At 46.9% G+C, this 13312-nt stretch carries 13 protein-coding genes; 5 read left to right on the top strand and 8 right to left on the bottom strand.

The features are described 5' to 3' along the window. Positions 1–83: 83 nt before the first annotated feature. From W234_RS0109325 to ilvA, 5 genes are all read right to left on the bottom strand, one after another. The gene (locus W234_RS0109325) at positions 84–854 is read right to left on the bottom strand and encodes a YdcF family protein (protein ID WP_025646592.1); all 771 of its coding nucleotides are present in this window, start codon (positions 852–854) and stop codon (positions 84–86) included. Continuing rightward, entirely contained in the window at positions 844–1977 is a 1134-nt protein-coding gene (murB, locus tag W234_RS0109330; RefSeq protein WP_025646593.1) for a UDP-N-acetylmuramate dehydrogenase, read from the bottom strand. Before murB ends, W234_RS0109325 begins: the two co-directional genes overlap by 11 nt. A gap of 97 nt (positions 1978–2074) precedes the next feature. Continuing rightward, entirely contained in the window at positions 2075–2572 is a 498-nt protein-coding gene (locus W234_RS0109335) for a low molecular weight protein-tyrosine-phosphatase (RefSeq protein WP_025646594.1), read from the bottom strand. Between the two features lie 295 nt (positions 2573–2867). Continuing rightward, entirely contained in the window at positions 2868–3308 is a 441-nt protein-coding gene (locus W234_RS0109340) for an RNA-binding S4 domain-containing protein (RefSeq protein WP_025646595.1), read from the bottom strand. A gap of 87 nt (positions 3309–3395) precedes the next feature. Next, entirely contained in the window at positions 3396–4949 is a 1554-nt protein-coding gene (gene ilvA / locus W234_RS0109345; protein ID WP_025646596.1) for a threonine ammonia-lyase, biosynthetic, read from the bottom strand. Positions 4950–5160: 211 nt separating this feature from the next. On the opposite strand from ilvA, the gene W234_RS0109350 reads away from it, so the two are divergent. The 5 genes from W234_RS0109350 to rpiA all read left to right on the top strand — a co-directional run bounded on the left by W234_RS0109350 (position 5161) and on the right by rpiA (position 8949). Next, positions 5161–5523, top strand: coding sequence for an ArsR/SmtB family transcription factor (locus W234_RS0109350; RefSeq protein WP_025646597.1), 363 nt, complete (start codon positions 5161–5163; stop codon positions 5521–5523). Positions 5524–5566: 43 nt separating this feature from the next. After that, positions 5567–5977 (top strand): arsenate reductase (glutaredoxin), encoded by a 411-nt coding sequence (arsC, locus tag W234_RS0109355; protein ID WP_025646598.1) that lies wholly within the window; start codon positions 5567–5569, stop codon positions 5975–5977. After that, positions 5961–6719: an arsenical resistance protein ArsH gene (arsH, locus tag W234_RS0109360; RefSeq protein ID WP_025646599.1), complete on the top strand. Its 759-nt coding sequence runs from the start codon at positions 5961–5963 to the stop codon at positions 6717–6719. The genes arsC and arsH overlap by 17 nt, the downstream gene beginning before the upstream one ends. A 106-nt stretch (positions 6720–6825) precedes the next feature. Then, positions 6826–8136 (top strand): arsenic transporter, encoded by a 1311-nt coding sequence (locus W234_RS0109365; RefSeq protein WP_025646600.1) that lies wholly within the window; start codon positions 6826–6828, stop codon positions 8134–8136. A gap of 153 nt (positions 8137–8289) precedes the next feature. Beyond that, the gene (gene rpiA / locus W234_RS0109370; RefSeq protein ID WP_025646601.1) at positions 8290–8949 is read left to right on the top strand and encodes a ribose-5-phosphate isomerase RpiA; all 660 of its coding nucleotides are present in this window, start codon (positions 8290–8292) and stop codon (positions 8947–8949) included. Positions 8950–9099: 150 nt separating this feature from the next. Here the strand turns inward: rpiA and argF are convergent, their stop codons facing one another. The 3 genes from argF to dnaB form a co-directional block, all read right to left on the bottom strand. After that, positions 9100–10023 carry an ornithine carbamoyltransferase gene (gene argF / locus W234_RS0109375; protein WP_025646602.1) on the bottom strand — a complete coding sequence of 308 codons (924 nt, stop codon included), beginning with the start codon at positions 10021–10023 and terminating at the stop codon, positions 9100–9102. A 182-nt stretch (positions 10024–10205) separates the two neighbouring features. Continuing rightward, positions 10206–11369, bottom strand: coding sequence for an alanine racemase (gene alr / locus W234_RS0109380; RefSeq protein ID WP_025646603.1), 1164 nt, complete (start codon positions 11367–11369; stop codon positions 10206–10208). A gap of 234 nt (positions 11370–11603) precedes the next feature. Further along, positions 11604–13004: a replicative DNA helicase gene (gene dnaB / locus W234_RS0109385; protein WP_025646604.1), complete on the bottom strand. Its 1401-nt coding sequence runs from the start codon at positions 13002–13004 to the stop codon at positions 11604–11606. Positions 13005–13312 lie beyond the last annotated feature (308 nt).

Genomic DNA, 13312 nt, shown 5'->3' on the forward strand with positions numbered 1-13312 from the left:
CTCTAAAAAACGTTTGTCAGCGGTTATTATACGCTTAATAAGACTCAATTAGGAGAAAGGCACAGGCGAAAAATCTGTTATCGCTACTCATTGGTTTTTTGCGCTTTGCCTCTTGGGGTTAATAGCTGCTCTGTGCTTACCTCTTTAGCGTCACGGCAGTTATTCTGCGGGCGAATGATATCGCGTAAGTAGGCGGCAATCTCATAGACTGCACGCCTTGAATGGGTCAAGTTTTGCGCCGGCTCCATCCAATCTCGCTTAACCGGCAACGGAGCATTGAGAGCAGTACTTTTAATACCATTTAGAGCAAACTGCCTGCGCGCACGCGGCATGTGATAACGATCAGTGATTAAATAAACATGATGCAAAGGCACACGTTTCGCGGTAAAACGTGCGTTTTCGCAAGTATTCATACTGGCATTTTCGCTAATCAAACCATCGATACCATGCTCAAGTAGCCATTGGCCAAGCCAAGGGGCTTCTGCGCCACTAAGCACGATGGGTAAGGGCAGATCATGATACGCAGCTGCCGCAGTCTGTGCCCGGTTCAGGCTGTAGCTATTGAGAACAATTTGATTATTATTATCATTGGTCAAGCCGCCGCCTAGTACCACATAAGCGGTTGGCGGCGAGCTTATGGCCGACGAGGCCGTATTAGGGAGAGGCAGGCGCGTCAGCACGTAGACCACGGCTTGCGAAAATAGCGGCGTAAATAAGCTAATGAGTACTAAGACAACAGCAGTAGAACCCACTAAAAAGGTGATATTAATAATACGAAACACTTTGACCATACGCTCAGCTGCGCGCAGATAATAACGCCATAAACGTTTTGACAATGGTCGTTTAGTCGGCATGGCCACTTTGTCCAATACTAGCGTTAGTATTGACCCAAATAGGTTCGCGGGTTAGAGCGACCTTAAACTTATCATAGACTTGGCTACCAATAAACTCTTGGGATTTTGCGACATCTATTTGCCTCGCTTGGTAGGGCTGGTGATTGGTTAAGACTAAAGCTTGCCGCTGATGAGTGAGAATAGGCGCAATGCCGCCGCCTTTTAGCCCAGCATGCTCGATCAGCCAACCGGCAGCTACTTTGACCTTTTGCTCTGGCATCGGGTAGCCAACGATATCAGGATATCGGCTTTGCAAATCGTCGAACTGATCTTGATCGATGATCGGGTTTTGAAAGAAGCTGCCGCAATTGGGCAGCTGCTTAGGATCTGGGATTTTTTGCTGACGAATATGGATAATGGCCTGCATCACATCGCTAGGCGCAGGTTGAGACCGGTTATGCTGCTCAGCATAGCGCTGTGCTACCAATTTCACATCACCATAATTAACAGCGACTCGCGCCGGATCGGTATGCAAACGCAGGCTCACTCGGCTGATGAGCCAAGTATTAGGGCTGCGTTTAAACAGGCTGTCACGGTAGCCAAACTGACAGTCGCCAATGGACAAGTCATGCCAAGTTTGCGTAGGCAAATGATAAGCTCGCACTGATTGTAAGTAGTCTTCTAATTGTACCCCATAAGCGCCGATATTTTGGACCGGAGCGGCGCCGGTTAAGCCTGGAATAAGGGCTAAATTCTCTAAGCCGTACCAGCCTTGAGCGACGGTATAAGTGACTAACTCATGCCAGTTTTCTCCTGCCATCACTTCGATATCGACATATTCTGCGGTCTGATTGGTGACCTCAATACCGCGCATAAAGGGACGTAGCACAATAGCGTGCAGCTGCGCGGGGAGTAAGACGTTACTACCGCCTGACAGAACAAATAAAGGTAGCTGACCGTCATCTCGTTTATTAAATTCCGCCATAAACGCATCTAGTTGAGACTCTTCAGTGATAGTCACCGCTTTGTCCGCTACGCAAGCTAACGCCATAGTATTAGCATGTGACAAATCGTGTGCTAGATTATGGGAGAAGCTTAAGTCATTCGCACTAACGCTTGAGCGAGGTGGTAAAACTGAGGCCATAAATAGTCCTATGCGACTAATAAAGAATGATATAAAAGTAAATGCGAAAAATCTTCAGTAAACCAAACAATCAAGGGAGGAGTATTATATAAGCTCCTTAATTCGTCTTCCAGCTCTCAATCCAAGCTTGCGTACTCGATTCAATACGTTCGATAACGTCCTCGAACGCTTCGCTTTCGCCTTGATAAGGATCAGGCACATCATCACCGCCATAAGTAGGATCTTCTTCACTAAACAAAGCCAGTTTTGCTAAGGTCTCTTCAGGCTCATCTATCCCGTCCTTTATTGCTTGCAAATCCGCTAGATTTTGAGTGTCCATAGCCAAAATTAAGTCAAAATTCCGAAAATCATCGGCAGTCACTTGCCGAGCCACTAATTTACTAATGTTATAGCCGTTGAGTTTGGCATGACGCTGCGCGCGCGTATCAGGAGCGTGACCAATATGCCAATCGCCGGTTCCGGCTGAGTCTATCTTGATATCTAGACCAGCTATAGCAGCCTGTTGACGAAAAATCTCTTCAGCGGTAGGCGAGCGGCAAATATTACCCAAACAAACCAAGAGTACAGACGAGGGGGCAGAGGCTTTAATTGGCATAAAATAACCTTTTTTATCAGCATATTGATTATGTATTGACTCTATAGCGCGCAAGCTCCCCTAAAAAGAGCAGCTGGCGTCTACTTTCAATATAAAACGAATTATGGCACAGTGCTATGACTGAGCAACAATGTGTTTAAGTAAAAACGTAACGATCAATCACACTGTTATAAAATAGCCACTAGCGTAACGATAAATGATGACAAAGGCAAGAAGAGCGAAGAGATAAACGCTAGTAATAATAAGGGCTGTAGTGCTAAAGTATCAGTGGTTACAGACGTTATTAAAAGCTGATTTAGTCTTGTTTGTCTTTAAACCGCTGCAACTCTCGGCGCTGCTTTTTATTAGGCTTATTATCAGGACGCGCTAAATTGGCCAGTTTACGCTGCTCAGCATAATAGGCGCGGCGCTCAGTGCTTTCATCCGTCTCTGAATAGAGCATTTGCGCAGCAGAGGCGTTACCGCGCTGGGCGCTTAGGGCTTCAACGATGACCGTTTTTTCAGTCATTGCTGTCGCGGATCCCTGCCGAATCTGTAGCTCATCACCAACGGCAATCTCTTTGCTGGTTTTGACTCGGCTACCAGCATAATGCACACGCCCGCTCTCAATCGCTTCTTTGGCGAGCGTACGTGTCCGATAAAAGCGCGCCGCCCATAGCCATTTATCAATACGCATACGTACCGCTTCAGGTTGGCTATGGCTAGGCCGGTTATGGTTTTTGTTATGTTTACGCATCAAAACCTCATTAATATCAATAAACTATGATAGTAAATGGTGTTTTTTTTATAAATTAAAAGAGCGCTCGGTCTCTTATAAAAACCGCTATTTTAAAAACAGCTGATAAGCGACATTATCATTGAGCATAGTACAGTCATAGCCGATATCAAGTAGCGCATCTTGCAATTGACGCGAGTTGCTCATCGAGGCTTGTAGGCCAACCAACACGCGACCTTCAGCGGCGCCATGATTGCGATAATGGAACAAGGTGATATTAAAATCATCGCCAAGTTTTTCTAAGAAAGTCAGCAACGCGCCAGGACGCTCGGGAAAGACCACTTTTAGTAGCTGCTCGTTTTCGACATGAGCATGGCCACCGATAAGATGGCGGATGTGTGATTTGGCGATGTCGTCGTCGGTCAAATCGTGAGCGGTATAGCCATCATCTGCCAGCTGTTTGCTGATGGTGTGTCGCTCTTTTTCGCCCTCTTTTAGGGCGATACCGACGAAGATTGAGGCAGGCTCCATCGAGTCTGGTGATTTTCGACTATCGGCGCGGTAGTTGAATTCAGTAATATTACGTCCATGTAGGCTACGGCAGAAGTTTAAGAAAGCGCCAGTCTGCTCAGGAATGGTCACGCCAAAGATGGCTTCTTTTTTCTCGCCGATTTCGGTGCGCTCAGCGATATAACGCAGGCGGTCAAAGTTCATGTTAGCGCCGCAGATGATGCCGACGCAGTTTTTACCTTGCAAGTCATGCGCTTTGATATATTTTTTCATACCAGCGACCGACAGGGCACCCGCTGGTTCAACGATACTGCGGTTTTCTTCAAACACATCTTTGACCGCTGCGCAGACTTCATCGTTAGTACAAGTCACCACTTCTGGTTCGACGATAGGCCCGGAGCCATCGCTTTTTTGCGTGCGCACCACATCAAAAGGCAGCTCACCGATTTGCGCCACAGCCACACCATCGACAAACAGACCGACTTGCTCAAGCTTAACGCGCTCATTGGCTTCAAGAGCAGCTTTAAGCGAGGCTGATTGTTCCGCTTCTACAGCGATGACTTTGACATGCGGCGCAACTTCGCCTAAAAATGCGGCAACCCCTGAGATGAGGCCGCCGCCGCCAACCGCCACAAACACATAATCCATGTTGCGCCACTGCTGGGTGAGCTCAAGCCCGATGGTACCTTGACCGGCAATGACCAACTCATCATCATAAGGCGGGATAAAGGTCAGGCCCTCAGTCTTGGCGCGGTTGATCGCATAGCGGTTAGCTTCATCAAAGCTGTCGCCGTGCAGATCGACATTACCACCTAAGGCGCGTACAGCCGCAACTTTGATATCGGGTGTGGTGGTAGGCATGACGATGATGTTATTAAGCATAAGCTTGCGTGCAGAATAAGCCACGCCTTGCGCGTGGTTGCCTGCTGAGGCACAAATGACGCCGCGAGCTTTTTGCTCATCGGACAGCTGGCTAATGCGATTATAAGCACCGCGCAATTTAAAGGACTTGACAGGCTGCAGGTCTTCGCGTTTAAAGCGAATATCATTAGCAAAACGTTGGGTCAGCTTGGGAGCCGCTTCTAGTGGCGTTTGAATAGCAACGTCATAGACGGTGGCTTGCAAGATGGCGCGTACCCAATGTGACAGCATAATAATTCCTAAAAGAGAGTTAAAAAAGCAAATGGAGACAAAAAATTTAAATAGATTAGCCTATGCTGATTTTGCCTATCTTGCAAGACACAATTGCAGTTTTTATAGCAGTTTTACTGCCTTAATGGTTTTTGAGTAAAAAACAGTCTTCTTATAGGATGATGAATTTAAAAGTATTGAATTATTTTGATATGTCTGTATTATTGGACATATGGAAATAACTAACGCTATCGCAAGCTTTGCCGCACTGTCTCAAGACACGCGTCTAAAAGCCTTTAAGTTACTGGTCAGTCAAGAGCCAGACGGCCTACCTGCAGGTGAAATAGCCCGTCAGCTATGTGTGCCGCATAACACCATGTCCGCGCATCTATCAGTACTGGCGCGAGCAGGGTGGGTAGTGTCAAAACGCCAAAGTCGGCAAATTATCTATCGCGCGTCGTTGTCGCATATGGAGGCGGTCGTGCAGTTTTTATTGCAGGACTGCTGCGCAGGGCATTCAGAGCTGTGTGCTTCGCTCATAGATAGCTTAAGCGGCTGTGAGGCTGCCAAATCTGATAAAAAAGACAGTCTGTAAAGCACACCCTAATAACTAGATTCAAAAAATAGGTGAAATCGCTATGAAACCCTTGATTTTTCACAATCCCAACTGCGGTACCTCTCGCAATACGCTTGCCATCATAAAGGCATCAGGTGAGCAGCCAGAAGTGGTGGAGTATCTAAAAAACCCGCCGAGCCGTGACGAGTTGGTTGACCTATTGGCAAAGATGAATATCTCGCCAAGAGAGTTATTACGTAGCAAAGAAGCCATCAATGATGAGCTGGGCTTAGACAATCCTGAGCTATCTGATGACCATATTATCGATGCGATGATCGCGCACCCTATCTTAATCAATCGTCCTATCGTGGTCACGGATAAGGGCGCAGCGTTATGCCGACCTTCAGAGCGAGTGTTTGCATTGTTAGAAAATCCGGTGAGCAGCTTTACTAAAGAAGACGGCGAGACGATTTATCATGACAATAGCCAATAATAATCAGCCTCACACAGAGGGGTCGTTAAAGTTAGATGACCTGCCTAATATTGATGCCAGTCAATTACAACCGATTGATATTGAGTCATTGATTGCACCAAATGACCCACGTCATCCACCTAAGATACTCGTCCTATACGGGTCATTACGTGAGCGCTCATTTTCTAGATTAGCGGCTGAGGAGGCAAGTCGGCTGCTGCGTTGGTATGGCTGCGAGGTGCGGATGTTTAATCCGTCGGGGTTGCCGCTGCCTGATGAGGCTGACAGCAATCACCCAAAGGTGCAAGAGCTGCGCGAGCTGGCGCAGTGGTCAGAGGGCATGCTGTGGGTGAGTCCAGAGCGTCACGGCAGCATCACCAGCATTATGAAAGCACAAATTGATTGGATACCGCTTGCACTGGGCGGCGTACGCCCCACTCAAGGCAAAACCTTGGCAGTGATGCAAGTGAGCGGTGGCAGTCAAAGCTTTAATACCGTCAATCAGCTGCGCATTCTGGGGCGCTGGATGCGCATGATTACTATCCCCAATCAATCATCGATTCCAAAGGCTTTTTTAGAGTTTAATGATGACAATCGTATGGATAAGTCGCCTTTATATCTGCGTCTCGTTGATGTCTGTGAGGAGCTAGTGAAGTTTACGTGGCTCACTCGTGGACGCTCGGCCTATCTGACTGATAGATACTCTGAGCGGGTGGAAAGTGCCGAAGCAGTGTCGCAACGTGTCAATCAAAAGTCGATTTAGTCTTTTGTAGATTCAATCGGCTAAACCAAATAGCTCAACAAAATCGGTTAAAACAAGCCGGTTAAACCAATTCGGTTAAAAAAGCCAGCTCAAATAAGGTTGTACCATGCTTGCATTCATTATCTTTATCGTGACTTTGGTTTTGGTGATATGGCAGCCTAAAGGTTTGGGCATTGGTTGGAGCGCGCTGGGAGGAGCCTTGGTCGCCTTGGCTTTTGGTGTGGTGCAGTTATCCGATGTCGGTATTGTATGGGACATCGTTTGGGATGCTACCTTTACCTTCGTGGCGCTAATTATCATCTCGCTTATCTTAGATAGGGCGGGATTTTTTGGTTGGGCGGCGCTACATGTGGCGAGACTGGGCAATGGGCAGGGACGGTTGTTGTTTCCCATGATTGTGATATTGGGCGCGTTTATCTCCGCGTTTTTTGCCAATGATGGCGCTGCATTACTTCTAACACCGATTGTCATCGCTATCTTGCTCCGGCTTAAGTTTTCACCGCCATCGGCATTGGCTTTTATCATAGCGACGGGCTTTATCGCTGATACCGCAAGTTTGCCGTTAGTGACTTCTAATCTGGTTAATATCGTCAGCGCCAATTATTTTGATATCAGCTTTGGACGTTATGCGGCGGTCATGGTGCCAGTCAATATTGTCTCTGTCATCGCGACATTAGCAGTGCTGTGGGTAGTCTATGCGCGCCAAATTCCAACACAATATTCCATTGCCAATCTTAGCGCACCTGCATCCGCTATCGAAGATCCGCTGGTGTTTAAAGCCGCCTTTCCGCTACTGGGACTATTACTTGTTGCTTATTTTGCCACTGAATCATTAGGTATTCCTATCTCCTTCGTGACTGGCGCTGCTGCGCTGGTGCTGATGGCAATTGCAGGTCGCTGGTGGCAGGGCGGGCGAGATGCGGTTGTTTCTGTATCTGACGTCGTACGTAAAGCGCCTTGGCAAATCGTCTTGTTTTCAATCGGTATGTATTTGGTGGTGTATGGCTTGGGTAACGCAGGACTGACGGCTTATGGTGCTCAAATACTCAACTGGCTAGGGCAGCAAGGCAATATCATCGCCACAGTAGGCACAGGATTTCTTTCAGCGATTGTGGCTTCTATTATGAATAACATGCCATCTACCTTGGTAGGCGCGCTGGCTATCGATAGCGCGCAAGTACCCGCAGCGACTCGTGAGCTGATGATTTATGCCAATGTGATTGGCAATGATCTGGGGCCGAAGTTTACGCCCATTGGTAGCCTTGCGACCTTATTATGGCTACATGTCTTAGCAGAAAAGGACTATAAAATTAGCTGGGGGCAGTATATGAAAATCGGCCTGCTTATTACGCCGCCAGTATTATTAGCGACGCTACTAGCTTTGGTGTTTTGGTTGCCTCATGTCTCTGGGATTTAAAAGGCATTTATATGGGTTATCAATTCCAGGTGGAAGACCTCATTATTAGAATTGGTTTTACGCTGACATATATCGAAGTCATCGGTTATAATAGCCGCGCATTTTAACTTTTTAACTTTTAAGACGGTACGTTTATTCTGTCAAGGATTTATGATGAGTGATCAGCAAGCACAAAAGCAAGCCGCAGCCCAAGCTGCTCTAAGTTATATCGAAGATGACATGATACTTGGCGTAGGGACAGGTAGTACGGTGAACTGCTTGATTGAGCTATTGCCGCAGGTCAAGCTTGCTGGTGCCGTTGCCAGCTCACAGGTGACAGAAGACAAATTGCGTGCTTTGGGTATCGAGATTGTCGATCTAAACTTTGCCGGCCAGCTTGATGTCTATATAGATGGTGCTGATGAAGTTAATGCCCATCTGCAACTCATCAAAGGCGGCGGCGGCGCGCTGACGCGTGAAAAAATCGTCGCTGCAGCGTCCAATAAGTTTGTCTGTATGGTTGATGAGAGTAAGAGTGTCGATATACTAGGCCGATCGTTTCCTGTACCGATCGAAGTCTTGCCGCAAGCGCGCTCCTATGTGGCACGTCAGCTAGCACAAATGGGCGGTGAGCCAGTCTACCGTGAGGACTTTGTCACTGATTATGGCAATGTCATTCTCGACACTTATGACCTAGATGTCAGCAATCCTATAGCGCTTGAAAAAGAGCTAAATAATATCGTGGGTGTGGTCTGTAATGGTATCTTTGCCGCCAATCAAGCCGATGTTTTGCTAAAGGCGAGTAGTAATGGGGTTGAAACGATAACGCGTTAATAAGCGTCATTATTTATCGTTTAGCTTTTAACGCTTGAAGCTAGAACTTAAAACTTAAAACTAAGAAAAGGCAGACTACTATAAGTAATCTGCCTTTTTTGCTATCTGTTTTAAAAATATGTGCTTTTAAACAAATCGATTATCCATCAGTTAAACCGATAGTTTAATCTTATCCTTGAGCAAAAACTCCATCAAGGCCTTTTGCGCATGTAAGCGGTTTTCGGCTTCGTCCCAGACCACGGAGCGCGGATCATCAAGCATGTCGTGAGAGATTTCTTCGCCGCGGTGCGCAGGCAAGCAGTGCATAAAGACAACATCTGGATCAGCTTTATCTAATAGCGATGGCGTCACTTGATAGGGTGCAAAGCGGCGCGCGCGTGTATTTTGCTCAGACTCTTGACCCATACTGGCCCAGACGTCAGTGACGATAAGGTGCGAGTCTTTTGCCGCATCTTGCACATCTTCGACTAAGCTGACGCAATGCGAGAAACGCTCCATCAGCTTAGGATCAGGCTCAAAGCCATAAGGCGCGGCCACGCGTAGCTCAAAGCCGAACTGACTCGCCGCTTGCATAAAGGAGGCGCACATATTATTACCATCGCCGACCCAAGTGACGGTCTTGTTCTCGATACTGCCGCGATGCTCATAGAAGGTTTGCATATCAGCGAGGAGCTGACAGGGGTGAAAGTCGTCCGTCAAAGCGTTGATAATCGGCACACTAGAGTATTTAGCAAAGGTTTCGACTTTTTCGTGACCAAAGGTGCGAATCATTATGATATCGACCATGCTCGAGATGACGCGGGCTGAGTCCTCTAAAGGCTCGCCGCGACCAAGCTGCGTGTCATTTGGTGATAAAAAAATCGCACTGCCGCCAAATTGTCCCATACCGGTCTCAAACGAAATACGCGTACGGGTAGAGGACTTCTCAAATATCATGCCAAGCGTCCGGCCCACAAAAGGCTGATAAATCTCACCTGCGTGTTGCATTTTACGCAGCTCGCTGGCTCGTTTGATTAAGGTTTCTAGTTCTTGTTTGCTTAAATCAGATAAAGTCAAAAAATGGCGCAAGCTCATAGCAGTCCTAGCAGTCGATCACGGTCAATTATAATGGTGGGCTATCAGCCGGTGTTGGTAGTTGTGCCTCAGCACACTGACCGCGGAGATAACAAACTTTTAGTATAGCGTAATTACCTTTAATGTAAATGCCCAATTTTTGCAGATTTCGAATAATAGACTAGGCTTAAAGATCAGACAGATTATATGGTTTGCACACGCGCAGGCCTTGCGCTTAAGCGGCAAAGAAGCTCATAACCGATAGTGCCTGCTTGGGCGGCGACGTCATCGACATGTGGCGCATTACCCCAAAGGACCACCTTACTATCTAGTGGTAAAGCTTCGGGCAGAGCGCTGACATCGACAACGATCATATCCATCGCTACGCGTCCGCGCACCGGGCAAAGATAGCTTGTATAGCCTTGATCACTTTGATCACTTTGATCGCTTTTTTCTGAGTCTTCTGTTTTACTTTTAACCAGTACGCAAACGTGCGTCTCGTCATTTACTACGCGAGGATAGCCATCACCATAACCTATGCTGACGAGTGCCGTTCTAGTGGGCTTATCCGCAATCCAGCGACTGCCATAACCAATAGCCTCACCTGTATTGACCGTAGATAACGCCATAATTTGAGCGCTAAATTCCATCGCCGGTTTTAAATTTAACTCGGACGCTGACTTATCAATGACGGGCGAGCTACCATAGAGCATGATACCGGGGCGTACCCAATCATAGTGGTGTTCAGGGAAGTTCACGAGTCCTGCTGAATTACATAGCGAACCTTGGATATCTTCGCTAACTGTCTTTTTTAATAGTGCTAGCATCTCATCAAAGCGCTGAATCTGTAGCGCATTTAACGGATGTTTGCGATCATCAGCGTTGGCAAAATGCGTGGTTAAAATAAGCTGATAACCAGCTTGATGTAGCTGCTTTGCCGCTTCAATTGTCTGCTGATAATCAAAACCCAAACGGTTCATACCGGTATTATATTTAAGCCAAACTATTCGCGTCGCACTATCAGAGCTTGGGATATTCGCGAGCGCCCAATCAAGCTGCGGCTGATGATGAATCACGCAGCTGCAATCATAGTCGATAGCTTGTTGCCATTCATCTGCGCTGAATACCCCTTCGACTAAACCAATGCCTTTATCCCAGCCCAACTGCCGCGCCTCAAGCGCCTCGGTAAAGCTTGCGACCCCAATACCATCCGCTTGCTGCAAGGCTGGTAATATCATAGCGACGCCGTGACCATAGGCATTGGCCTTGACCATCGCTAGTACCCTTGATTTAGGCGCTAAGCGTTTGGCTTGCATCAAGTTGTGAGTGAGGGCAAGAGGATCGATAGTGACGGTAGCGGTACGCATAATAGATTTCTTTTAGCAAAATTTTGGCGGGTTTTAGGTTATATTCAATCGAAAATAAAATAGATACGATAGTATCATCGTGCTACTGGTACCAGTTTTTCTTTGCTTAATGTGCGCTTTGCACTGCAGAGGCTACGAAAAATCATCCTAGTAGCATCGTATCGGTTGTAAAGTGAATTGATTATATAAGTTTTTAAGTGAGTTCAAAGCCGCGGGACAGGTAAATAGCAAGCATTACTCATCATCAAAAGTCGCGCCTTGATAGTATTCAGGGGTTAAGTTAGTAAAGCGGGTAAATTGTCCCTCAAAAGCTAGGCGTATCGTACCGATAGGGCCGTTACGCTGCTTACCGATGATGACTTCGCCGACGCCTTTATGGTCTGAGTTTTCATTATAGACCTCATCGCGATAGATAAACATAATCAAATCCGCATCCTGCTCAATAGCACCAGATTCACGAAGATCAGACATGATCGGGCGCTTATTAGGGCGATTCTCAAGACTGCGGTTGAGCTGCGAGAGCGCAATAACTGGACATTCAAGCTCACGGGCAAGCGCCTTTAGACTACGTGAGATCTCGGAGATCTCGCCCACACGGTTGCCATCGAGGCTAGGAACTTTCATCAGCTGCAGATAATCGACGATAACCGCGCCAATTTTACCATCATGGTTTTTGGCGATACGGCGGCAGCGTGAGCGCAGCTCGGATGGGGGTAGCGCCGTACTGTCATCGATATACAGATGCTTGGATTGTAGATGCTGTATGGCGTTCATCATCTTCGCCCATTCATCTTCATTCATCTGCCCTGAGCGCAAATGTGTCTGGTTAATCGCGCCCCAAGAAGACAGCAGACGCATAACGATAGACTCAGCGGGCATCTCCATCGAGAAGACCACAACGGGTAACTCCTCATTAAATAAGATACCTTCCGCCAGATTCATCGCAAAAGTCGTTTTACCCATAGAGGGGCGCGCCGCGACAATAACTAGATCACCTGCTTGCAAGCCTTGGGTTTTATTATTCAGCTCAGTAAAAGGCGTTTGTAGGCCTATCATGCCATCAGGGTTGGATTTGAGCTCTTGTATTTGGTCGATGACATTGGTCAGTACCGAGGTGATACCGACAGGGCCGCGCTGTTCGGCGCGTTTATTATGCTGCTCGTTAATACTAAAGATAGTCGCCTCAACACTGTCTAAGATATCGCTGACCGACTGATCTTTGGGGTTATAAGCGAGGCTGAGCATATCGTTACTAGCAGTAATGAGTTGGCGTAGCGTCGACAGCTCGCGAACCCGCTGGGCGTAAGCGGTCAGGTTAAATAGAGTCGCTGGGCTTTGGCTCAGAATATCCGCTAGATAGCTATCGCCGCCGGCGCTCTTAAGAAGCTTTTGCGCCTCTAACCAATCATGTACCATCACCGTATCATAAGGCTCGTTCACTGCCGCCAAGTGCGCAATAGCCGCGAAAATATGCTGATGACGGCCAGCATAAAAATCGTCCTTGGTAACAATATCGGCAATCTTGTCGTACGCCTCTTCAATACTCATCAAAGAGGCCAGCAAAGCCTTTTCGATATCGATATTGTGCGGGGGCTGCTGATTGAGTAAGTCGTCGGTTTTGTCGTTATATGCCATGAGCGCCTAATATTAAAGTAAAAACAATACAAAATGATGCAATAACTACTATAGGTTTGAAGCCAATTATTGATAAGTGAGGAGTGCTGAGACTTCTAAAACGCAAAATAAAACTCAGCGTATTGATGCTACAATTAACAGCGAAGTTTAACACATTATGCCCTTTTTTTAGCCATAATCGTTAAGTATCTTTATCTTGCTCAGTCGCTACTCACTGTTTCATTGGCTTTTGTGATTTAGGTAAAGACTAAGAGGATGTAATAAAAAAAATAATAAAATCAATGCTATAAATATAAGTGTTATAAATA

Origin of the sequence: Psychrobacter sp. TB15 (assembly GCF_000511655.1) — a bacterium.
In the GTDB taxonomy this organism is placed as follows: domain Bacteria; phylum Pseudomonadota; class Gammaproteobacteria; order Pseudomonadales; family Moraxellaceae; genus Psychrobacter; species Psychrobacter submarinus.